22 protein-coding genes and 1 riboswitch are annotated in these 23,111 nt (G+C 36.8%); of the genes, 19 read left to right on the top strand and 3 right to left on the bottom strand.

Annotated features, from left to right (window positions below):
- From JM172_RS25715 to JM172_RS21440, 4 genes are all read left to right on the top strand, one after another.
- Nucleotides 1–87, top strand: an 87-nt coding sequence (locus JM172_RS25715; RefSeq protein WP_483297270.1) for a hypothetical protein, incomplete at its 5' end; no start/stop codon positions are given.
- Between the two features lie 501 nt (nucleotides 88–588).
- Entirely contained in the window at nucleotides 589–2,085 is a 1,497-nt protein-coding gene (locus JM172_RS21450; protein ID WP_214484407.1) for a Vps62-related protein, read from the top strand.
- A gap of 304 nt (nucleotides 2,086–2,389) precedes the next feature.
- Nucleotides 2,390–2,851: a MarR family winged helix-turn-helix transcriptional regulator gene (locus JM172_RS21445; RefSeq protein WP_214484406.1), complete on the top strand. Its 462-nt coding sequence runs from the start codon at nucleotides 2,390–2,392 to the stop codon at nucleotides 2,849–2,851.
- 404 nt (nucleotides 2,852–3,255) lie between these two features.
- Nucleotides 3,256–4,506: an MFS transporter gene (locus tag JM172_RS21440; RefSeq protein WP_214484405.1), complete on the top strand. Its 1,251-nt coding sequence runs from the start codon at nucleotides 3,256–3,258 to the stop codon at nucleotides 4,504–4,506.
- Nucleotides 4,507–4,613: 107 nt separating this feature from the next.
- Here the strand turns inward: JM172_RS21440 and JM172_RS21435 are convergent, their stop codons facing one another.
- From JM172_RS21435 to JM172_RS21425, 3 genes are all read right to left on the bottom strand, one after another.
- Nucleotides 4,614–5,180 (bottom strand): histidine phosphatase family protein, encoded by a 567-nt coding sequence (locus tag JM172_RS21435; protein WP_214484404.1) that lies wholly within the window; start codon nucleotides 5,178–5,180, stop codon nucleotides 4,614–4,616.
- A gap of 407 nt (nucleotides 5,181–5,587) precedes the next feature.
- Nucleotides 5,588–6,880, bottom strand: coding sequence for an MFS transporter (locus JM172_RS21430; protein WP_214484403.1), 1,293 nt, complete (start codon nucleotides 6,878–6,880; stop codon nucleotides 5,588–5,590).
- 99 nt (nucleotides 6,881–6,979) lie between these two features.
- Nucleotides 6,980–8,227, bottom strand: coding sequence for a MerR family transcriptional regulator (locus tag JM172_RS21425; RefSeq protein ID WP_214484402.1), 1,248 nt, complete (start codon nucleotides 8,225–8,227; stop codon nucleotides 6,980–6,982).
- Nucleotides 8,228–8,377: 150 nt separating this feature from the next.
- Nucleotides 8,378–8,577, top strand: a riboswitch (cobalamin riboswitch).
- A gap of 229 nt (nucleotides 8,578–8,806) precedes the next feature.
- Here JM172_RS21425 and JM172_RS21420 point away from each other — a divergent pair.
- From JM172_RS21420 to JM172_RS21350, 15 genes are all read left to right on the top strand, one after another.
- Complete coding sequence (locus JM172_RS21420) at nucleotides 8,807–9,580, top strand: energy-coupling factor ABC transporter permease (RefSeq protein ID WP_214484401.1); 774 nt, start codon at nucleotides 8,807–8,809, stop codon at nucleotides 9,578–9,580.
- A 219-nt stretch (nucleotides 9,581–9,799) separates the two neighbouring features.
- The gene (locus JM172_RS21415; protein WP_214484400.1) at nucleotides 9,800–10,105 is read left to right on the top strand and encodes an energy-coupling factor ABC transporter substrate-binding protein; all 306 of its coding nucleotides are present in this window, start codon (nucleotides 9,800–9,802) and stop codon (nucleotides 10,103–10,105) included.
- Nucleotides 10,092–10,868 (top strand): cobalt ECF transporter T component CbiQ, encoded by a 777-nt coding sequence (cbiQ, locus tag JM172_RS21410; RefSeq protein WP_214484399.1) that lies wholly within the window; start codon nucleotides 10,092–10,094, stop codon nucleotides 10,866–10,868. Before JM172_RS21415 ends, cbiQ begins: the two co-directional genes overlap by 14 nt.
- 15 nt (nucleotides 10,869–10,883) lie before the next feature.
- A complete protein-coding gene (locus JM172_RS21405) occupies nucleotides 10,884–11,717 on the top strand; it encodes an energy-coupling factor ABC transporter ATP-binding protein (RefSeq protein ID WP_214484398.1) in 834 nt (277 codons plus the stop codon).
- 34 nt (nucleotides 11,718–11,751) lie between these two features.
- Nucleotides 11,752–12,132 carry a (2Fe-2S) ferredoxin domain-containing protein gene (locus tag JM172_RS21400; RefSeq protein WP_214484397.1) on the top strand — a complete coding sequence of 127 codons (381 nt, stop codon included), beginning with the start codon at nucleotides 11,752–11,754 and terminating at the stop codon, nucleotides 12,130–12,132.
- Between the two features lie 19 nt (nucleotides 12,133–12,151).
- Complete coding sequence (gene cobJ / locus JM172_RS21395) at nucleotides 12,152–13,741, top strand: precorrin-3B C(17)-methyltransferase (RefSeq protein ID WP_214484396.1); 1,590 nt, start codon at nucleotides 12,152–12,154, stop codon at nucleotides 13,739–13,741.
- A 14-nt stretch (nucleotides 13,742–13,755) separates the two neighbouring features.
- Nucleotides 13,756–14,649, top strand: coding sequence for a sirohydrochlorin chelatase (locus JM172_RS21390; protein ID WP_214484395.1), 894 nt, complete (start codon nucleotides 13,756–13,758; stop codon nucleotides 14,647–14,649).
- Nucleotides 14,646–15,422, top strand: coding sequence for a precorrin-6A reductase (cobK, locus tag JM172_RS21385; protein WP_214484394.1), 777 nt, complete (start codon nucleotides 14,646–14,648; stop codon nucleotides 15,420–15,422). Before JM172_RS21390 ends, cobK begins: the two co-directional genes overlap by 4 nt.
- Before the next feature lie 13 nt (nucleotides 15,423–15,435).
- Nucleotides 15,436–16,083, top strand: a complete 648-nt coding sequence (locus JM172_RS21380) for a precorrin-8X methylmutase (RefSeq protein WP_214484393.1) — start codon at nucleotides 15,436–15,438, stop codon at nucleotides 16,081–16,083.
- 2 nt (nucleotides 16,084–16,085) lie between these two features.
- Entirely contained in the window at nucleotides 16,086–17,198 is a 1,113-nt protein-coding gene (locus JM172_RS21375) for a cobalt-precorrin-5B (C(1))-methyltransferase (protein WP_214484392.1), read from the top strand.
- Nucleotides 17,182–18,399, top strand: a complete 1,218-nt coding sequence (cbiE, locus tag JM172_RS21370) for a precorrin-6y C5,15-methyltransferase (decarboxylating) subunit CbiE (RefSeq protein ID WP_214484391.1) — start codon at nucleotides 17,182–17,184, stop codon at nucleotides 18,397–18,399. Before JM172_RS21375 ends, cbiE begins: the two co-directional genes overlap by 17 nt.
- 7 nt (nucleotides 18,400–18,406) lie before the next feature.
- A complete protein-coding gene (cobI, locus tag JM172_RS21365) occupies nucleotides 18,407–19,108 on the top strand; it encodes a precorrin-2 C(20)-methyltransferase (RefSeq protein ID WP_214484390.1) in 702 nt (233 codons plus the stop codon).
- A complete protein-coding gene (gene cobM / locus JM172_RS21360; protein WP_214484389.1) occupies nucleotides 19,105–19,878 on the top strand; it encodes a precorrin-4 C(11)-methyltransferase in 774 nt (257 codons plus the stop codon). Before cobI ends, cobM begins: the two co-directional genes overlap by 4 nt.
- Nucleotides 19,875–20,999 (top strand): cobalt-precorrin 5A hydrolase, encoded by a 1,125-nt coding sequence (locus JM172_RS21355; RefSeq protein WP_352223976.1) that lies wholly within the window; start codon nucleotides 19,875–19,877, stop codon nucleotides 20,997–20,999. Before cobM ends, JM172_RS21355 begins: the two co-directional genes overlap by 4 nt.
- 711 nt (nucleotides 21,000–21,710) lie before the next feature.
- Nucleotides 21,711–23,087 carry a cobyrinic acid a,c-diamide synthase CobB gene (locus tag JM172_RS21350; RefSeq protein WP_214484388.1) on the top strand — a complete coding sequence of 459 codons (1,377 nt, stop codon included), beginning with the start codon at nucleotides 21,711–21,713 and terminating at the stop codon, nucleotides 23,085–23,087.
- Nucleotides 23,088–23,111: the final 24 nt, after the last annotated feature.

Raw genomic sequence — 23,111 nt, 5'->3', positions numbered from 1 at the left:
GCACCTTGGGTAGCTGGAGCAGCTATGGCATTTAGCTCAGTATCAGTTGTGACAAACTCACTTCGCTTGAAGAGAGTCAAAATCTAACGGTACTTATGTGGAGATTTTGTTTAGTATTTATTGATGAGATCTTTAGCGTTATCCAATAAGATTCTATGTTGTTACTAAACTATGTTCACATGATATCTAGTGTCGTGCATCTTTCCTACCTTAAAGGACGAGGCTTGGATAAAACCATAATAATAACAACAAAGTTTAAGAAAGAAGCTTTAATTAAAGAAATTCTGGCTATGGAGCTACCGCTACCTACCAATAATCAATGATATTGTAACCTCGTCATCAGCTAATGACGAGGTTTATTGTGTTAGTCAAAATATATAGGAAAAATAAATATGTTGATTTACAACTATAAAAAAGCTCGAATGGCTAAGGAATATTCAGAATATATTGTCGAAATAGGGTGATAGATGTCATTCTGTAAGTTTGATAAAAGATAAAATTCTTGTAGTATACAAGAAACTAGAATTGCTAGCGATCATAGTCAATAGCATGGTCTAGAAAAATATGTGAAAAGGGAGTGGAAGTGAAATGGTCAATAAAAGTAAAAAAACCTTCATTATTATGTTAATTGTTCTACTGTTCTCTCCTTTTGTAACCTTCAATACTGCCAATGCAGCAGAATCTGATCAATACCTTAAGATGGACCCGAGTATCTTTGTTAGAATGGGTAACTTACAAACAGCAAAAGCGTATGTCCAAGTTCTAGAATATGAAGATTATATAGGTTTAAACTACCGCTTTTTTTATCCATATAATGGTAGTATAGGAGGGCTAGGTATTATTCCAAGTGGTGCTCATGCAGGTGACTGGGAAGGGGTAAAGATACTGGTTAATAAAGACACAAGCGAAATTGAAAGCATACTTCCTTCAGCTCATGATAATGAACATGATTGGACTGACTCATCTAAGTTTGAATTTCAAAATGGTCCTACTCACCCTGTTATATATTCTGCTGAGCAAAGTCATGCAAACTATTGGACTGAAGGGAAGCATAGTAGATTAAGTGGGTTTGGAAATGATTATACAAATAGAGGACATAAATGGGATATCGCTGACGATAACTTTATTATTTTCAATCAACAAAATACGCCATGGATGGATTTTAAAGGCAGATGGGGTGAAAGTGGAACGTCTGATGCCGTGGATCTGTGCAATCTTTCGTGCCCAGATAGTCCAAAAGGGCCAGGAGTGTCAAAAGGGTGGTTTAGGGATGTGACAGGTGCAAGTCATAATAATGATATTACGGACTTAGGAGCGAATCCAGAAAAATTACAAAAAGCAGAAGAATATGCTGAAAAATACGCTCCTACAGTTTATTTGCATAGTAATGAACTATACTTTCCTTCAACAGTAGAATGGCTTCTTCCTCAAGTGGAATTAAAAGAAAACGGAGAAGTACTATTGGACAAAGGGCAAGTTACACCATGGACTCTAGTCGGCAAAGAACCACCTGCAGCAATGATTACGGATTTATCTCATACTACTAGTATGATGAAGCTGAATTTAGCAGTAAGCATAAGCGGTGGCGATACTGTGACCTTAAGACGTGAAAAATTATATGAAGATGGGATATGGCGTTATACTGATTATGACGTGACTGGTAAATCAACTTGGGAAAGAGAATCTGTATGGGATACGCAATACAGAATGAAACTAATGATTACAAATTCAGTGGGTAATGAGAAATATGCTTCCCCTTGGAGCTATTATCTAATGCCAAAACCAGTTGAAATTAAGGGGATCTATAGTAGCGGTAATCTAATGATTGTTGATTTACTCGCAAATGTTGACGATGTAGGTGGCCCAGAGTATGTTTATTTACGACGTGAGAAGTTATATCCAAATGGACAATGGGGTTACACGGATTATAAACTTTTAAACCCGACTGATTGGAATGATGTTTGGACAAAAGAAGCGGATTTTGACACAGAATATCGAGTTAAAATGCTTGTTAAATGGGGGATAACTCAAGACCAAATTACTTATGAATCAGACTATGTTTACTTTACAATGCCTTCAGAATAAGGTCATACTAAGTAAAGAGCGTAAAACCGTAGATAATGCTCATCTACGGTTTTTCCATGTATAAAAAAGATTAACTTCGATTTTATTTTAATTCAGTTAATATTTAAGGTTGCTTAATTGTTTGTGTTAGTTTATAATAAAGGTGAAATTAAAAGGATCTTTTCGTAAGCTTTATCGCTATTGATAGTAAATTAGCATTGTAAACAATGAGGCTATATGAGAGACCATGCACTCTTTATGGATGAAAAGAGTCTTAGTACGAAAACAACAATAAAAGTCAATTTCAAACTTCAAAGGTGATTATATGGATGACATTACTGCTATTTATTATAAAAAATTGAAACACTCCTCAGATGCTTTAAATACAATATTTTTGGAAGAATATCATGGATTTGCTAATAAAGAATTTCTAAATTTAACTACAAAGCAAAGTATCTTATTGGAACTGTTAAACGCAAATTCACTAACAAACAATGAGATTTCAAACCATTTTTCCATCACACCTAGTGCCGCAACTCAACTCGTAAGTAAACTTGAGAAAAAAGGCTTTTTGAAAAGAGAGATCAATGTTAATAACCGAAGAGAAATCATTGTCCATCTAGACGAGAAAGGAAAAGAATACAATCAAATAATGGCTAATTTCGAGTTATATATCATCAAAAAATATTATTCAAAACTAAATGAAAATGATTTAGAAAATTTAGTTGATTTACAACAGAAGCTTTACAATATTGCTACAGAAATTCAACAAAAAGAAAAATATTAACTATATATTTTTGTATTATAGTTAAGTATAATTAAATATTTATATAATTTAAATTTTAAGTTACTTAGGCTTTTTGCCCGTCGATTGTTGTTTTTGGTGATTTGGCTCATATATAACTAAGTATTTGACCTGTAAATATTGTGATTTGACCCATAAATGTGGTTATGAAAAAACACGTGCAAACTAGAGTTCCTGGCATCTTTCTTCTGTAACATGATGACTCACTTATAAAGCCACTTCTTATAGTACATAAGTGGTCATAATAGCAACAAGTCTTACAAAAATAGCCTTTAGGTTCAATAAATGTTGGTCAGAAATAAATAATTTACAATTTTTTTCATTAAAATTTAAGTATACTTAAATTTTAATTTAATTAAACAATTTATTATAGGAGGTTTTTATTTATGAAGTTATTATCAAATAGAGTTTTCCAAATCATTCTTTTCACGGATTTAATTCAGCAATGTGCTATTTGGATTCGAAACATTGCATTATTGTTTTTTGTAATGGAATTAACTGATAATAATGCAATTTATGTTTCATTGCTAACTGTGATTGAATACACCCCGATTTTTCTTTTTTCTTTTGTTGGAGGAGCGTTAGCAGACAGGTGGAATCCTAAAAAGACAATGATCTTAGGGGATTTCGCTAGCGCTTTATCCATATGCATCATCATCTTATTTGTGAATAACGGAAATTGGCAGGTTATTTTTCTAGCTACACTTGTCTCTAGTGTTGTTAGCCAAATATCACAGCCTTCATCTTCCATAATATTTAAAAAACATATTCTAGAAGATATGGTTGCTCCTGCAATAGGAATTATTCAAAGCTTGCAAGCACTATTTTTAATCATTGGTCCAATTATCGGAACGTTAATCTACAGTTGGTTTGGCATTACCGCTTCCTTAGTAAGTATCACGATTGCATTTTTCATTTCGTCTATCACATTATTGTTCCTACCAACACCGCATAAAGAGCACTCACATAGCTCTTCTAGGTTTATTAAAGAATTGAAAGATGGAGTTCGATACGTAAAGAACTCAAGAAATTTAAGTATTATTGCAATTGCTTTTGTTTTCATTGGATTAGGAGCAGGTATTGTTCAACCGTTGGACATTTTCATTGTTATTGATCGTTTAGGCCTGGATAAAGAGAGTATTCAATGGCTTTATATGCTAGCCGGCATAGGAATGTTTGTTGGAAGTATTATGGCTGCTATATTAGGCAACAAGTTTAAGATGAAAAGGGTAATTGTCGGAGGGTTATGTTTCTTGTCTTTCTCACTTATCATAGAGGTTTTGTCTGTATGGTTTGTATTAACAGCGACAATGAATTTTATAACAGGCTTAATATTAGCCATGTGGCAAACGATGCTTGGAATGCTCATCATTAAAATGATAGATGAAAAGTATATAGGGAGAACAAATGGAATATTAACTCCATTATTTATTGGAGGAATGCTAGTGGGATCGGCTGTTGCTGGACCTTTGGTCACTTACACATCATTAATCGTTACTTATTTTACAGCTGCAATCATCATAATAGTCGGTGCTATGGTTAGCATTAAGCTTAATTTAACGAACTTATCTGTTAATCAGCCAAATGAATCTAAAGAATTACCTTATGAAACTAAAATTAGTAATGAGTTCAATTAACAAATGCTCATGTTTTAGTAAATAACCGTAGATACAAATGCATCTACGGTTTTCATCTCTTTTGATACAACGGGTGAAGCAGCGAGTCTATTTAATGAGGGATCCTGTTAATGATTTTGAGAACTCCACAATCTATAGACATCTACTAACTCATGTCCATCAAAGGATAATTTATAAATATCTGGCATGGTGAGTTGTTTCCAAAAGGCAAAATCAAATTGTGGGTCAAAGTAATTCATGATTAATACCATAATATTGCCATGTGTACCGACGACTATATTTTTACCTTCATATTTTGATAATATCTCTTTAGTTACCTTTACACCTCGTGCCTGAGCAATTATATTTGATTCCCCACCTTTGAATGAAAGCTGCTCATTTTCCCAAACGGCTGTTATAGCCTGTAGGAAGTTTTCAACTGGTCCGTCAGACAATAATCTTTCCCTAAAGTCGTCTTTTAGTACTATCTCCATATCTCTATGCTGGGCAATACCGTCAACTGTTTGTATCGCTCTTTTGAAAGGGCTAGATATGACGATATCGATTTTTTCGTCTTTAAGAATAGATGTTACTTGAGTTGCGTCATATAGACCTTGTTTAGACAGAGGCCTACCTAATTCATCAGGTGTATAAGTAGCATGAGCATGGCGCACAAAAAATAAGTTTGTTTTCATATAATCACCTTCATTTATGTTTGATATTGTTTTTTTCCTCAGCTCGTTTCTTTTCTTACTAAGATATAAACACGGATAAAGCAGTTGGTGGCATCTTTTTTCACGAAGACTATTAAAACCATACCCTACATATCAGTTGCTCGAATTTAAGTGAAATAAAGTAACAAAGATAACAAAAAGCTGTTTTAATATAGTTTGCTGTTATATCAATATTTTTTAGAAGAAAAGATGCCCCGAAGCTTGAGTTGTTCTCATGTATATTTATTAATAGGAAAAACAATCGAAAAAAGCCTAACAAAAAGTGCCTATTAAATTAGCATTCCTTTGCTGCTAAAATGCAAATAGCTATTTCTTAGCTGATATGCAGTAACTTAATCGCATACAGCTACAAAACTTTTTTAACTATATTAAGGTGCTTCCGCATTCTGTGTATGGTGTCTCAACGATATTGATCTTATTTCTTTCGTGAAATACATATATAAACTTATGCTTAACAGTGTTGATCCTCCGACTAATGGTAGCCAATAAGGTGAGATGATGTTTAGTAGTGTTCCTGACAGTATCATAGCGATCGGTACAATGGCCTTAACAATAGTTAAGCCAGTACTTATAACTCTCCCTCTTAACTGATCAGGAACCATTTGTTGAATAAACGTCATGATAGGGATATCCACAAATGATGAAGAAATCCCAAAGCCTATATTTAATACACAATAAAATATTGTGTAAAAAATAGGGTGATAAGTTTGGTTAAAGAGCAATGGTCCACTAATGAGGATTGTTAAACTGGAGATGATCATAGTCATAAGTATTAAAAACTTATGATAATGGAACTTTGAAATAAATTTTCCAATGAAAATAGATCCAATTAGCATACCAATTGGAAATGCCGCTTCAATGATTCCGAATGCAGTAGAATGAAGCTTTAAAACATTTGTAATAATAAACGGAACTGGAATGGTTGATGATAAAGTAATAAAAAAGTTAACAAGTATTGACAGAACGATAATGCCTCGTAATTTTTTTTGAGAAATAATATAGGAAAAACCTTCCTTTAGCTCTATGAAAAAGTGGTCATTTTCTTTGTTAGGAGAATTTTTTTCATTGAATCGGAAATTAATAAAGCACTCACTTATACTTGAAATGATAAAGGAGATAGCATTTATTAATATAAAGGTTTTTATATTAACAAAAGCAAATACCATTCCTCCTATAATTGGTCCTAAAGTAAAAGAAATTGAAAAAATTATTCTTGTGATCGCGTTGATCTTCATCAAGTTATTTTCATGAACAATATTTGGTTTAGATGATTCGATGCTCACACTAGCAAATGTACTGAAGACATTTAAAATAAATGTAATTGCATAAATCCAATATAAATGGAGTTCATGAAGACTAATTACATATAAAACAAGAAGCACCACGCCACTTAATACATCACTAAAAACTAGTATGAATTTACGGTTCAGACGGTCTGTGATAACTCCAGCTACAGGTCCTAAAATAATGGTCGGTATAATAGATAATATTAAGTTTGTTGCAAATGAAAGCCCCGAACCTGTTACTGTCAAAACATATAAACTGATAGCAAATGAGTAAACGAAAGATCCAAATAACGAGACAATGCTTCCAAATGAAAGTAAGATCAAATTTTTTACATCAGATTTTGGATCAAACATTTGACTTAATTTATTCCTCAATATTTCCCCCTCCTTTATAGTAATCCTAATTCATCGGGAAAGGGCAATAGCAAGGTAGTATTTACGTTTTTTTTAAGATGAAATTTACAAAAGGTCGGGTTAACCCAACCTTTTTCCATAATAAAGATAAGTATACATCTTCTCGCCATCTAGTAATTGCAATTCATACTTTCCAGGGGATTGATCAACTGGAATAGAGACCATATCGTCGGCAAGGTCATAACGTAAAGTTTTTAATTTCTCTTTGATGTTATTAAGTTGAAAGTTTTGTCTATAAGACGGATTGATTTCATTTTTTATATGATAGTTTTCATACGTCAAATATGCACCGATTAAATTACTTTCTTCTTTTAAATAAAGCTGTACTTCCTCTATTAAAAAGTTTTCATGTTGAAAGCTATGCTCTGAACTGCCTGTATCAATTAAAAAATCGACTGCTTCTTTTTTTAATGGAATATGTAGGAAATCAGAACAAATAAATAAGATATTTTTCTGTTCTTCATAAGTTTCTAAAATACTTTTTAATACGTAATGTCGTTGGTAATCATGATCAACCGCAATATAGAGGCAATCTTTAGGCAAGGAGTTATAGATATGCCTTAATGAGAAACCAATTCCGGTACCAAGATGGAGCAATATTTTATGCGTTAATTGTTCAAAATTAACCCTTTTATAAAACCAGTCAACAGCCTGATATAGATGATCTAAATATTTTTCATCTGTTTCCTTAATGTAATCTGATATAAAATAGTTGAATTCATTCATCATATGACTTGGACTTTTAACGTGGTGAGCATGATGAATGGTTTGTGGGGTGAAGAGAATTCCGTCTTTAATAAAGTGTTCATGCTCACAGTTACATTGAAGAACACCATGTAAGATTTGATTGTTAACGATGTCTCCATTTTTAATGCTTAAAGCAGCGCCGCATTTTTTACATTCTAAAAGTGGGAGCACTGATAAGCTCATACCCATTTTAAGCTGTTTAGGTTTATTCGTTGTATTTAATTGGGTAAGTTCATTTTGCAAATTTTGTCTCGTTTCTTCGTATTCGACTATTTTATGTTCTATCGTATGTAGCTTTTCTACAAAAATCTCTTTGTAAAATTCGTTATTTTCTAGTGCGGATAATTTGCCAAGTCTTTTATATTGAAAGATTGTTTTTATTTCACTTAACGAAAAGCCGAGGTTTTTTAAGTAAATAATATCCTTTACATCTCTGTGACACTGTTCATCAAATTGATACTGTCCGGATGCTTTCTCAGGTGTTATTAAGCCAAGGTCTATGTAGTGTCTAGTTGTATTTATGCTTATTTTATTTTCTTTAGAAAATTGTCCTATTTTCATAGTTAGTCACCTTAACTTTGTTTTATTAGAAATCAAATTAATATTTATTATATTATACACGTACTATTAGAAATTTCCTTTCACAAATATACATGATATGAAAAAAGCTAGACTCATAATTTAATTTAGAATATACTGAATTATAACAACTGAATGATGAAATAAACAGGTGTTGTGCATAAGTAAAAGCTGTGTACAACTTAAAAGGGAAGTTCGGTGTAAAGCCGACGCGGTTCCCGCCACTGTAAGTCTGAGCAACCTGCATATGTGTCACTGTTTCGTAAAGAAATGGGAAGGCGCAGGAAGTGTTGAAGATAAGTCAGGAGACCTGCCTGTTTAAGTAACACGATTGTAACCTACGGGAATATAGGGAGGTGTTGTTAAGAATTAGTATGTAAACATATAGTTAATACTGACTTTTTCTGAGCACTCGATCCTTTATGGTTTGAGTGCTCTTTTTATTTTACATAAAGGCTCTTTCGGAATCTTCTAATTTTGTGTAGTAACCACGAGCTATATTCGTGTGTATATCAATATATTTGGAATTAGCCTTTATAAACATGGGGGAGTGCTTCACTGATGAAAAGAAAACATGCTTGGCTATTCGTAACAATTGTTATTGGTTTGACTAGTTATTTTTGGCTGAATTCATTTCGGCCAGTATATGCGATGCACATAATGGAGGGCTTCCTGCCGGTTGGGTGGGCTATTTTTTGGTGGGTTTTAACCATTCCATTTTTGGCTGTTGGGATGTACTCCATCCGAAAAAAAGTGAAAGAAAACCCTGAGGTGAAGACGATGCTTGGGCTATCAGGGGCGTTTGCATTTGTGTTGTCAGCATTAAAAATCCCTTCTGTAACTGGAAGTAGTTCACATCCAACTGGTGTTGGGCTAGGTACTGTGCTTTTTGGTCCAACAGTCATGAGTGTACTAGGGACGATTGTATTAATGTTTCAATCATTATTGCTCGCTCATGGCGGTATCACAACACTCGGTGCAAATGCATTTTCAATGGCTGTTGTAGGACCAATGGTTACATATTTCGTATTTAAAGCAGGCTTAAGAGTAAATTTCTCTTTTGCAGTCTCAGTTTTTTTAGCAGCCATGTTAGGAGATCTCTGTACTTATACTGTGACAGCTTTTCAATTAGCTCTGGCATTTCCGACTGAGGTTGGAGGAGTTGTAGCATCATTTATCAAATTTGCTGGGATTTTCTCTTTCACACAAATTCCTTTAGCAGTGAGTGAGGGGCTATTAACAGTAGTAGTTATGAACTTGCTTGCAAAATACAATGTTCGAGAATTACAGCTATTAAATGTTCCAGCAGTTAGAATGAGTTCAAAAAAGGCTTAGAACAACAAGGTAGTTGAGCAAAAAGAGAAGTAACTCAATTAGTTATACTACAGCCATTGTTTCACTTACATTTGAGTAACTCATATGTATGAAATGATTTTTATAGACTTTAACAAAGAAAAGCTGCTCTGAACTAGTTATATTCTTGTTTAGCTTTTATTACGAAAAGAAACTATTAATGCGAAAACAGCTATTTGAAACAAGGAGGTATGTTAATTAATGAAAAACCTGATATTGATAGTGTTGGTCATCTTGTTGGCTATTGTTCCTTTAGTACTACAGCAGGATGCTGAATTTGGTGGGGCAGATGGACAAGCTGAAGAAGCAATTGGTGAAATAGCACCTAATTATGAGCCTTGGTTCAACGTATTATGGGAGCCACCAAGCGGTGAGATAGAAAGCTTGCTATTTTCCTTACAAGCGGCCATAGGTGCAATTATAATCGGCTATGTCATCGGCTATGGTAGAGCACGAAAAAAATTCTCCACTGAATCTTCTAGTGAGGTGGAGCATGCTTCGGATTGACCAGCTTGCTTATTTGAATCAGCTACGACATGTTCACCCTATTGAGAAAGCAGTTTTCACATTTTTATTTTTGTTTTTCTGTCTTATTACAAAAAGTGAAGTTATTGCTGTTATAACTTTGTTAATCATGAGCATGGCAATAGTTTTTGGTGCGAAAATCTCAGTACGTGATTATATAAAACTACTTTTATTACCATCATTTTTTTTGCTTTCAAGTATTATACCTATTCTTATTTCGGTTGCACCGTATGACTATAAAGTAATTAATTCTTTATGGTCAATGACTTTTGGTACGTGGCAGTTGTATATATCTACAGATAATATATCAATTGTTACAAGCCTGTTTTTTACCGTTTTCTCAACTGTAAGTTGCATGTATTTCTTAATATTATCTACGCCGCTTCATGATATTTTATGGCTCCTACAGAAAATGAAACTACCAACACTATTTATTGAACTCGTTGCATTCACATATAGATTTATTTTTGTACTCTTAGATAAAGCTCAAGAAGTCTATATCGCACAAGCTTCTAGACTTGGCTATCAACATTACCGTCTATCGATTTATTCTTTAGGTCAGCTAGTAGTAGGGGTGTTTGTAAAGTCTATGAAGTACGCAAAAGAACTACAAATAGCTGTAGATACACGTGGTGGACAAGATGGTAATTATGAAATTGAAAGCAGCTATAAATATCATCCACTGAACTGGGGGATCGTAGCGATATCAATGCTGACGCTTACATTCGTAGCATCAGCTATGTAAAAGGAGTTTTGTTTAATGAGTACACCAATTATAGAGCTTGAAAACATTACATACCAATATCCTGATGGGACTGATGCTATAAACAATATTTCTCTATCTATTGAACAAGGAAAGAAAATTGCTTTGTTAGGAAATAACGGGGCTGGAAAGTCAACATTGTTTTTACATTTCAATGGGATTTTACAACCGACGAGTGGTTCCATCTGTTTTCAAGGTGAAACGTTACGGTACAAGCGCAAAGAGATAAAGAGATTACGTCAACAGGTAGGGATTGTATATCAGGATTCTGACTCTCAATTATTCTCATCTAGTGTTTATCAAGATATAAAATATGGACCTAAAAATATGGGGCTTTCTGAGAGCGAAGTGGAGCTAGCTGTGGACAAGGCAATGATGTTAACGGAAACGACTGCCTTAAAAGAAAAGCCACCTCATTTTTTAAGCATTGGCCAAAAAAAACGAGTTGCCATTGCGGGAATTGTGGCCATGGAGCCGAAGCTCATGGTATTAGATGAACCGACAGCAGGGCTAGATCCATACTATGCTAAGAAAATTATGAATGTATTACATGATATTCAAACAGAGAACAAAACAATGATTGTGTCTACACATGATGTGAATTTAGCTTATGAATGGGCTGATGAGATTATTGTAATGAATGAAGGGAGGATCATAGCTCAAGACAAACCTGATCAAGTATTTCGAGACGATGCGATTTTACAAAAAAGTCACTTAGAGAAACCGTGGATCATTGATGTCTTCGAACAGTTAAGAGTGAAAGATCGATTTAATTCATGCACCATTCCAAAAACAAAAAATGAAATAATGAAGCTTTTAGCAGAAATATAGAACTTTACATCTTTATTGAAGGGAGAGGATGAAATTGACGACATGGAATTTACAAGGGACGAAACACCACGTGTTGATATGTAATGGTTCAAGCTGCATGAGAAAAGGTGGTGAAGAAGCTACAGTAGCTATTCGTGAAGAAATTGAAAGGCTAGGTCTCGATTCAACTGTTCATACGACAAGAACGAGGTGTAATGGTAGATGTAAGGATGCGTGTGTAGCAATCGTCTATCCAGAGGGTACGTGGTACGAGAAGGTTACACCAGAACTAGGTCGCCAGATTGTTTCCGAACACCTTGCACAAGGAAAGCCCCTTACACATGCGATGAGCTATACAACAACAAATACGGGGATGCAGTTACAAGGTGATCGTCCACTTGGGATTTCGAAAGAAAAAGCAGTGGTAAATAAATGAATAATAAGGAGGGATTAGCTTGAAGGGAAAATTGCTCATTGTCGGTTTCGGGCCAGGTAGTGAAGAACATATAACTAACAGGGCCAAGGAAGCCATCGCTGAAAGTGATTGTATTATTGGTTATAAAACATATGTAGATCTCATTTCAGATCTTATAACAGATCAAGAAATAGTAAGCACAGGCATGTCAGAAGAAGTAAGCCGTGCACAAGCAGCGGTTAAGTTAGCAGAAGAAGGAAAATATGTGGCTGTAATTTCAAGCGGAGATGCTGGAGTATATGGCATGGCTGGCTTAGTATACGAGGTGTTAATTGAAAAAGGATGGTCAGAACTTGATGGAGTTGAGGTAGAGGTTGTTCCAGGGATTTCTGCAATTAATTCATGCGCGTCGTTGCTAGGTGCTCCTGTTATGCATGATGCTTGTACGATTAGCTTAAGTGATCATTTGACTCCTTGGGAGCTTATCGAAAGAAGAATTGAAGCAGCCGGTCAGGCTGATTTCGTCATCGCTCTTTACAACCCAAAGAGTGGGAAGCGAACGAGACAAATTGTTGAAGCGCAACAAATTCTATTAAAATACCGTTCTCAAGACACACCAGTTGGTTTAGTAAAAAGTGCATACAGAGATCGACAGCATGTCGTTATGACGACCTTACGGGATATGCTTGATCACGATATTGGTATGTTAACAACTGTGATTATTGGGAATTCCACTACGTTTATGTATGATAACAAAATGATTACGCCAAGAGGTTACCAAAGAAAATACACATTGCAAACACAAGAGCAGAAGTTGAAACCACATGAACGACTAAAAAGAGAGAACGAACCTTGGGCATTGCACGGAGGTAAAGAAGAGTCTCCTTCAGCTTTAGATATGGCAAATAAGGCAATTGCTATGGTTGATCAAGACAAAGGGGTAACGAAAGAGAGGTCAACATATGTAGGAACAAATATTGAGTCAATTTTTGAAGTAGCTGTCAGTCCAGGTGTCGTTAACAAAAAGTTTACGCCGCAGCAAATGCTTGTTCTTGCAGATGTTGTTGGTGATAAAGGAAAGATGGAGTATACAATCAATCACCAGATTTTACTTCATATTCCTACTTCAAGCCCTGAAACAGTCACAAATAAACTAACGGATGTTGGTTTTTTACTTGCACCGGTTGGTGATGTAGCGACTATGAAGGCATGTGATTTTTGTGATGGAGAGAAATTTGATTCCATACCGCAGGCTGAGGAAATACAAGCATTAATTGGTGGTATTGATGTTCCAAAGGAGCTTCATATCGGTTTTAACGGCTGTGCGATGGCTTGCTATGGTGCAGTGAATGATGATATTGGCATCGTATTTCGCAAAGGCAAATTCGATCTCTTTCTCGGGGCGAAAACCGTTGGTAGAACTGCTCATGCTGGACAACTAGTCGCAGAAGGGATTGAACCTGAACGTCTGGTTCCATTAATACAAAATATCGTAGGAGAGTATAAGGAGAAGGGGCATCCGAACGAGCGTTTTCATAAATATTATAAACGTGTAAAGGAAATACAGGGTTACCAGTTTAAAGATGTGTCACCAGATCTATCAATTGAACCGGTACCGTGTGCTGATTAAAAGGAGGAATATCAATGAAGGCAGTGTTATTTGTTGGTCATGGAAGTAGAGATCCAGAAGGAAATGAACAAGTATTAAAGTTTATAGAAAATATGAAACCTAGTATAGATGATAGTTTATTAGTAGAAGCGTGTTTTCTAGAGTTTGAGTTACCAAATATACTTCAAGGGCTGGAAGCTTGTGTGAACAAAGGGGCATCGCATATTGTTGTCATTCCAATTATGCTACTTCCAGCAGGCCATTCAAAGATTCATATCCCTGCAGCAATTGATGAGGCAAAAGAGAAGTACCCTCATATTGCTTTTACTTACGGTAGGCCGATAGGAGTTCATGATTTAGCACTAGACATCTGTACTAATAGACTAGTAGAGGCTGGAGAGAAGATAGATGATCCTAAAGAGCATACAGCAGTAATTTTGTTAGGTCGAGGAGGAAGCGACCCTGATGCGAATAGTGATTTGTATAAAATTACAAGACTACTGTGGGAACGACTAAAATATAAGATTATAGAACCTGCTTTTATGGGCGTCACTGATCCTCTTATTCGTGAAAGTATTGAACGATGTATAAAGCTAGGAGCCAAAAGAGTTGTTGTCGTACCATACTTTTTATTTACAGGTATATTAATTAAACGTCTTGAGCGGTTGATGGCAGATTTTCAAACAGAATTCCCATCAGTAGAATTTGTGTTAGCAGAATATTTTGGGTTTCATCCAAAACTTGAATTGATTTTGCATGACCGCATAGCTGAAGCGTTAAAAGATGAAGTTAAGATGAATTGCGATACGTGTCTGTATCGTTTAGAGGCGATGGAACATATTGATCATCACCACCATCACGATCATGATCATGATCACGGTCACCACCATCATCACCATCATGACGTGAAAACGGAGCATGTTAAATGATTTTATGTTTAGCCGGTACTAGTGACGCAAGAGAACTTGCGATATCTATGAAGAATGACGGATACTCCCTGCTTACAACGGTTGTCACAGATAGTGCAGCGATAGAGCTAAGAAAAGCTGGACTTCCTATAAAGGTCGGGAGGTTAACTGCAGAAGAGATGGTAGAAGTTATTCAACAACAAAACATTGAAACGATTGTGGATGCTAGTCATCCATTTGCAGAGGAAGCATCTAGAAATGCTATACAAGCAGCTAGAGCTGCGGATATCCCGTATATAAGGTATGAGAGGCAGCGAGAGCATATTATTAAGCGAGAAAAAGTCATCACAGTCGAGAGCTATGAACAAGCAGCTGAGGTTGCTGCTAGCAAGGGTGGCGTGATTATGCTCACGACGGGGAGTAAAACATTACAAGTTTTTTCTCAAAAGCTATTAAATTTACCAAACACTCGCTTGATTGCTAGAATGCTACCGCGCAAAGATAATATGGAAAAGTGTGAGCAGCTTGGTATTCCTCAGAAGAATATTGTCGCCATTCAAGGTCCGTTCACGAAAGAGTTTGATATAGCGCTTTACAAACAATACGGTGTTACATTGATGATTACGAAAGAGAGTGGGAAGGTTGGGTCTGTTGATGAAAAGCTAGCTGCAGCTGCTGAGCTAGATATAGAAACAATCGTGATCAAACGACCAAGTATTGAGTACGGCCTTACTTTTTCATCTTTTGATGAAGTATTAAGGCAACTAAAAGAAATGGAAGTGCAGAACATATAAGGAGGACGATTTAATGGATTTTCGCACTGAATTTAAACCGGAAACTGTTCAGCCACAGCAAATCGAAGGAAGAAGCTTTGAAATGATCGATGAGGAGGTAGGGGAGCACCCGTTTTCCGAAGAGCAATACCCTGTCGTTCAACGTGTCATTCATGCTTCGGCTGACTTTGAACTAGGGAAAAGTCTTGTGTTTCATAAAGATGCTATTGGAGCAGGTATTCAAGCCATTCGGAGCGGTAAGAAAATTGTTGCTGATGTACAAATGGTACAAGTGGGTATTAGCAAGCCGCGGGTAGAAAAATATGGCTGCGATATTAACGTATATATATCAGATGCTGACGTGATGGAAGAAGCAAAAAGGCTTAACACAACACGGGCAATTATTTCTATGCGCAAAGCAATTAAAGAAGCTGACGGAGGCATTTATGCCATTGGAAATGCGCCAACAGCGCTATTAGAGCTTATTCGCCTAATAAAAGAAGGCGAGGCGAAACCGGGGTTAATTATCGGTTTACCAGTAGGCTTTGTTTCAGCTGCTGAATCAAAGGAGGAGCTGGCTAAGTTGGATGTTCCATTTATTACGAACATAGGTCGGAAAGGTGGAAGTACCGTAACAGTTGCAGCTTTAAACGCAATTTCAATTCTTGCTGATAGAGGATAAGTATGAAAGACCAGAAACAGTCTACGGAAAAAAAATTACGACAAGGTTATACGACTGGATCGTGTGCTACAGCAGCTACGAAAGCAGCACTCACAGCATTAATTACGAAGGAAGAGCAAACCGATGCAACGATTTATCTTCCGGTCGGAAAGTTTGTTACCTTCCAAATGGAGCATTGTGATTTTCATGAGAACGGCGTAACTGTAGGTGTGATTAAGGATGCTGGTGATGATCCAGATGCAACTCATGGTGCCTTAATACAAGCAACAGTAAGCTGGAAAAATACTGCTGGCATTGAGTTGGACGGTGGAGCAGGCGTTGGTAGAGCAACAAAACCAGGGTTACCTATCGAAGTTGGAGAAGCCGCAATTAACCCTGTTCCAAGAAAAATGATCCGATCCACTGCTGAAGAAGTGTTAACCCAATTTCACATTCACCAAGGAATAAAGGTCGTTATATCAGTACCTGATGGTGTTGAAATAGCCAAAAAAACACTTAATGGAAGACTTGGAATTTTAGGTGGTATCTCTATTTTAGGTACAAGAGGGATCGTTGTACCGTTTTCTACTGCTGCTTATAAAGCGAGTATCGTACAAGCGATAAAAGTAGCTCGTGCAAGCGATTGTGAGCATGTTGCAATTACAACAGGCGGGCGTAGTGAAAAATATGCGATGCAACAGCTTCCTAATTTATCAGATGAGGCTTTTATTGAAATGGGTGATTTTGTCGGTTTTACCCTTAAGCAGTGTAAACGTCTGGGGATTAAGAAGGTCTCTATGGTTGGCATGATGGGAAAATTCTCAAAAGTCGCCCAAGGAGTGATGATGGTTCATTCGAAAAGTGCACCTGTCGATTTTGGCTTTTTAGCACAAGTTGCATCCGAGGTGGGTGTGAAAGGGGAATTAATTGAAGAAATTGAACATGCAAACACCGCTTCACAAGTTGGGGATATGATGGTCGCGAATGGGTTTCATAGTTTTTTCGAAGTTCTTTGTAATTATTGTTGTCAGCAAGCTCTTCAAGAAATGTCCGGTGGAGTAGATGTCGATACAACTTTGTATACATTAAAGGGTGATCTGTTAGGAAGGGCGGAATGCTATGACGAGAGCGATTAAGATGATTGGTATAGGGGATGAAGGGAAACAAAGTCTCCTTTCTACATATGAACAATGGATTTATGAAAGTGAAGTGCTTGTTGGCGGAGAAAGGCAGCTCGCATTTTTTCCTGATTACTGTGGAGAAAAGGTAGTGATTAAGGGAAGGTTACGTTCACTTGTTGAACGCCTTGAAAGTGAATCGAGACGTATCGTTGTACTCGCCTCGGGTGATCCGTTATTTTATGGTATCGGCAGTTATTTGGCAAAGAAACTTCAGCTAGAAATTTATCCATATGTTAGTTCAGTGCAGCTTGCATTTGCGAGAATGGGTGAGAGCTGGCAGGATGCATATATAACAAGCTTACATGGAAGAAAGATGCAAGGTCTAGCACAAAAAATAGACGGCAAAGACAAAGTAGCTATTTTGACAGATGAAACAAATACGCCTTCAGCCATAGCTACGTACCTACTTTTTTACAACATGGTAGAGTATCGTGCTTTTGTAGCTGAAAACCTTGGTGGAGAGTCGGAAAGGTGTGGCTGGTATGATCTTCATGAGCTCCATAACATCGTGGACAATGTTTTTTCACCTCTTAATATTGTCATTCTGAAAAAGGTGGCAGAAAGCCCCGCTTGGAGCTTAGGAATTAATGATAAAGAGTTTGCCCAACGAAAGCCCGAAAAAGGGTTAATTACGAAAAAGGAAATCAGAACGCTAAGTGTAAGTGCACTACAGCTTAAACTGGATAGTGTCGTTTGGGATATTGGGACTTGTACTGGGTCAGTTGCTATCGAAGCTGCGAGAATTGCTCGAGAAGGGCAAGTGTTTGCGCTTGAGAAAAATGAAGCTGATATTGAAAATTGTTTGTTGAATATACGTAAATTCCGTACAGATATAACAGTAGTAAACGCAAAAGCACCTGATGGCCTCGATTCTTTCCCTGATCCCGACGCTGTTTTTATTGGAGGGACAGCTGGTGGCATGCGTAACATACTACAAATTTGTTGTAATAAATTACGAGAAGATGGAAGAATTGTGCTTAATGCTGTGACAATTGAGAACTTATCAGAAGCAAATGCCTTGTTTAACGAATATGGCTTTCATACTGAAATTATTTTGGCACAAGTCTCAAGGAGCAAGCCGATTTTGAACTTAACAAGATTCGACGCATTAAATCCAATATATATAATTACGGCTACAAAGAAGAAAGGGGCTTAAAGCTTATATGACTGGAACATTATACGGACTAGGAGTAGGGCCAGGTGACCCTGAGTTGATTACGGTAAAAGCTTTTCGTACTTTGCAGGAATCGCCAGTAATCGCTTATCCAAAGAAACGCAAAGGAAGTAAAAGCTATGCTCATCAAATTATCGATGTGTATGTGAATCCGAACGAAAAGGAAATGCTTGGGTTAGTGTTTCCTATGACAAAGGATAAGAGCATTTTAGAGCGTGAATGGAATTTAACAGCGGAAAAGGTATGGGAAAAGCTACAACAAGGAAAAGACGTCGCTTTTGTAACAGAAGGAGATCCGCTTTTATACAGTACTTTCATTCAAATGTTGAATGTGATGAAGAAACGATATCCAGAAGTAAAAGTTCATACGGTACCTGGTATCTCATCAATTAATGGTGCAGCTTCTAGGCTTGGTATTCCATTAGCTGAAGGAGATGATCATGTAGCAATCATCCCTGCTAGAGATGACTATGAAGCGATGAAAAAAGTGATTGAAGAAAATGATTGTGTCATATTTATTAAGGTTGCAAAAGTGATAGACCTTATGATCAACGTGTTAAAGGAATTGCAACTGTTAGATAAAGCTTCAGTGGTGACGAAGGTAACCTCAAATGAAGAAATTATTTGGAATGTAGAAGAACTCGAAGGTGTAGATCTTGAGTATTTAACGTTAATGGTGGTGAGAAAATGAAGCTATATATCGTTGGAGCAGGACCTGGTGCGAGTGATTTAATAACTGTCAGAGGCTTAAGGCTACTTCAAGAGGCAGATGTTGTTTTGTATGCTGATTCGCTAGTTAGTGAAGAGTTAATAAAGGAATCGAAGCCTACAGCAGAAGTGCTCAAAACAGCTGGTATGCATTTGGAAGAAATGGTAGATATCATGGTAAGCAGGTTGAAGCAAGGAAAAAAAGTAGTAAGGGTTCACACAGGAGATCCAGCCGTTTACGGAGCGATAATGGAACAAATTTCACTTTTAAAAAGTGAGGGAGTGGAAATAGAAATCGTTCCTGGTGTAAGCTCTGTTTTTGCAGCAGCTGCTGAATTAGGTGCCGAGTTGACAATACCGGATTTAACACAAACGGTTATTTTAACTAGGGCAGAAGGAAGGACACCTGTACCTGACCGTGAAAAATTACAAGATTTAGCTCGCCATCATTGCACGATTGCCTTCTTTTTAAGCGCAACATTAACTAAAAAGGTTATAAATGAACTACTAGAGGCTGGCTGGAGCAAAGCGACACCTGTTGCTGTAGTATACAAAGCAACATGGCCTGATCAAAAGATTGTTCGATCAACGCTGGAGCATCTTGATGAAGATATGAAAAAGAATGGTATAAGAAAACAAGCGATGATTTTAGCAGGCTGGGCGCTCGATGAGCATATACATGAAAAAGACTACCGATCAAAGCTATATGACAAAGAATTTTTCCACGGATTTCGCCCGGGGGTGAAATCGTGATTTTGTCGTTAGGGGAAGACAAGCTTCCAGTTATTAAGCATGTGAATACATATGCTGTTGTTGCTATAACAAAGCATGGGGTTGATCTAGCTAGAAAGCTCGCTTCTTCATTCTCAAATACGGATGTTTACTATATGAGTAAATTTGCAAAAGGGGACGAGGAGCAGCTAAACATTCAAATGTTTCAAGGTAGCGTAAGGCTGCTTCTTCCCTCACTATTTCAAGCTTATCAAGGAATTATCATGATTATTTCATTAGGTGCTGTCGTGCGAATGATTGCCCCACTTTTGAAGGATAAAAAAACAGACCCCGGTGTTGTTGTCATCGATGATAAGGGTGAGCACGTGATCAGTGTGTTATCAGGTCATTTAGGTGGTGCAAATGAATTAACGAAAGAGGTAGCTGCTGTGCTTCAAGCTACACCAGTAATTACAACAGCTTCAGATGTTCAGCAAACAATTCCAGTTGACTTATTTGGAAAACGGTTTGGTTGGCAATGGGAATCAGCAGAAAAGCTCACACCTGTAAGTGCTTCTGTCGTAAATGAAGAACAAGTAGCAGTTGTGCAAGAATCAGGTGAAAAGAATTGGTGGAACTATGACAAGCCCATACCCAATCATATTTCTATTTATTCGGACATAGCTCAAGCCTTAGCGAGCAATCCAGCAGCAGCCCTTGTCATTACTCATCGGCTGCTCACAACTAAAGAGCAGGCAATTTTAAAAAATGGCGTATTGTATCGCCCTAAAGTTGTTGTCTTAGGGATGGGATGTAATCGAGGGACTAGCTATGATGAAATAGAGCAAGTCATAGATGATACATTAGTAGAATTACAGATTTCAAAAAAAAGTGTCAAAGCAATTGCCACAATTGATTTAAAAAAAGATGAAGTAGGCTTGTTGGAGGTTGTTGAAAAAAATCATTGGGATTTTACCTATTATACAGCTGAGCAGTTGAATAATGTATCAATAGAACAGCCATCAAATACAGTATTTAAATATACTGGCGCATACGGCGTTAGTGAACCTGCAGCGAAGCTGTATAGCGGAGCCGAGGAGCTACTATTAGTAAAGAAAAAATCAGGAAATGTGACGATATCAGTCGCAATTATTCCACATTGATTGATATGATGGCTAGTAATCTCGTTTTCCTAGCTTGTGAGTAGAATCATTAGGTTAAGACAGTAAAATCAAGAGTTCGGACAGTAAATAGAGTTAATTGGATAGTAAAGTAAGAAGTTCGGATAGTAAATAGAGTTAATTGGATAGTAAAGCAAGAAGTTCGGATAGTAAATAGAGTTAATTGGATAGTAAAGCAGAAGTTCGGATAGTAAATAGAGTTATTTGGATAGTAAAACAAGAAGTTTGGACAGTAAAAAGAGTTATTCGGATAGTAAATAGAGTTAATTGGATAGTAAAGCAAGAAGTTTGGACAATAAATAGAGGTAATTTGATAGTGAAGCAGAAGTTCGGATAGTAAATAGAGTTAATTGGATAGTAAAGCAAGAAGTTCGGACAGTAAATAGAGTTATTTGGATAGTAAACCAAGAAGTTTGGACAGTAAATAGAGTTAATTGGATAGTAAAGCAAGAAGTTTGGATAGTAAATAGAGTTAATTGGATAGTAAAGCAAGAAGTTTGGACAGTAAATAGAGTTATTCGGATAGTAAATAGAGTTAATTGGATAGTAAAGCAAGAAGTTTGGACAATAAATAGAGGTAATTTGATAGTGAAGCAGAAGTTCTGACAGATACATTCTTCCACAGTTGCTCACAGAATGTGGGCAAGTGTGGAATCGGGGTGCCTTTTGCATTTCTTATAAGGAGGCTACAAAATGAGCAAAAGATTTGTCATTGCTGGAACAGGAAGTGGAGTTGGTAAAACGACCTTAACGATTGGTTTGATGGCTGCCTTTCAGCAAAGAGGATTGAATGTACAAGGTTTTAAGTGTGGACCTGATTACATCGATCCTACGTATCATACCGCTGTTACAGGCAGACCATCAAGAAATTTAGATAGTTGGATGCTTTCTCATGAAGTCGTTCGTGAAATATTCAGTCGTGGGTGTGATGACGCTGATATCTCAATTATTGAAGGTGTGATGGGTTTTTACGATGGCAAAAATCCACAAACGAATGCAGGGAGTACGGCAGAAATAAGTGTGATTACAAATACACCAGTTATACTCGTTGTCAATTGTGCGAGTATGGCTAGAAGTGCGGCAGCTATTGTGAAAGGTTTTCAAGTCCTTTCTCCAGAGCCGAATATTGTAGGTGTTATTGCGAATAGAGTAGGTAGCGAAGGTCATTATAAACTTGTGAAAACGGCGATAGAGCAAGAGTGTCATATTCCAGTGGTTGGCTATTTAAAAAGAGAGGATAATATTGAAATTCCAGAGAGACATTTAGGGTTAGTGCCGTCCATAGAAAGGGGAGAGCTGGATCATTTTTTCGCAACCTTAGGAAATCTTGTGTCAGAGACAATAGACCTTGATCTACTGTATGAGCTTGCTGAATCAAAAGGAATTGATCATCACCCGACTGGAATATTTGATATACAGCATACCCAAAGTGTTAAGATTGCCGTTGCGAAGGATGAAGCTTTTAATTTTTATTATCAAGAAAATTTAGATATTTTAAAAGCCTTTGGAGCTGAGCTCGTCTTTTTTTCTCCGTTAAGAGGTGACCAATTACCTGGAGGGGTTTCTGGTTTATACATTGGAGGAGGCTTTCCTGAAGAATTTGCTAAGCAATTATCAGAACAAGCTGCAGTCAAAGATTCGATCAAACGTGCGATAACTAGTGGGATACCAACATTAGCAGAATGTGGTGGATTTATGTTTTTAACAGACATGATAGAATCTACAGAAGATGAGTGTTTTGAAATGGTCGGTATTATCCCTGGGAAAGTAAAAATGCAGCAAAAGCTTGCAGCACTTGGCTATCGTGAAATAAGTGGTGCACCAGGTAATTACCTATTACCAAATCACTTACATGCAAAAGGCCATGAGTTTCATTACTCGACCTTTTCATCAGCCACTACCATTAATGTACAATATGCCTATGAAACAAAAGGTATGCGAGGAGTGAAAAAGGAAGGCTTTATGAATAGTAATGTTGTAGCAGGCTATACTCATTTTCACTTTGCTTCATGTCCAGAAATGGTTCACAATTGGGTGACTAAATGTCGACAATGGGAGAAAGGTAATTAGTCATATTATGGCAACAATAAGCAA

This window comes from Bacillus sp. SM2101, assembly GCF_018588585.1.
Lineage (GTDB): Bacteria > Bacillota > Bacilli > Bacillales > SM2101 > Nanhaiella > Nanhaiella sioensis.
The sequence above is the reverse complement of the archived record's forward strand: the minus strand, read 5'-3'. Positions and strand labels throughout refer to the sequence as shown.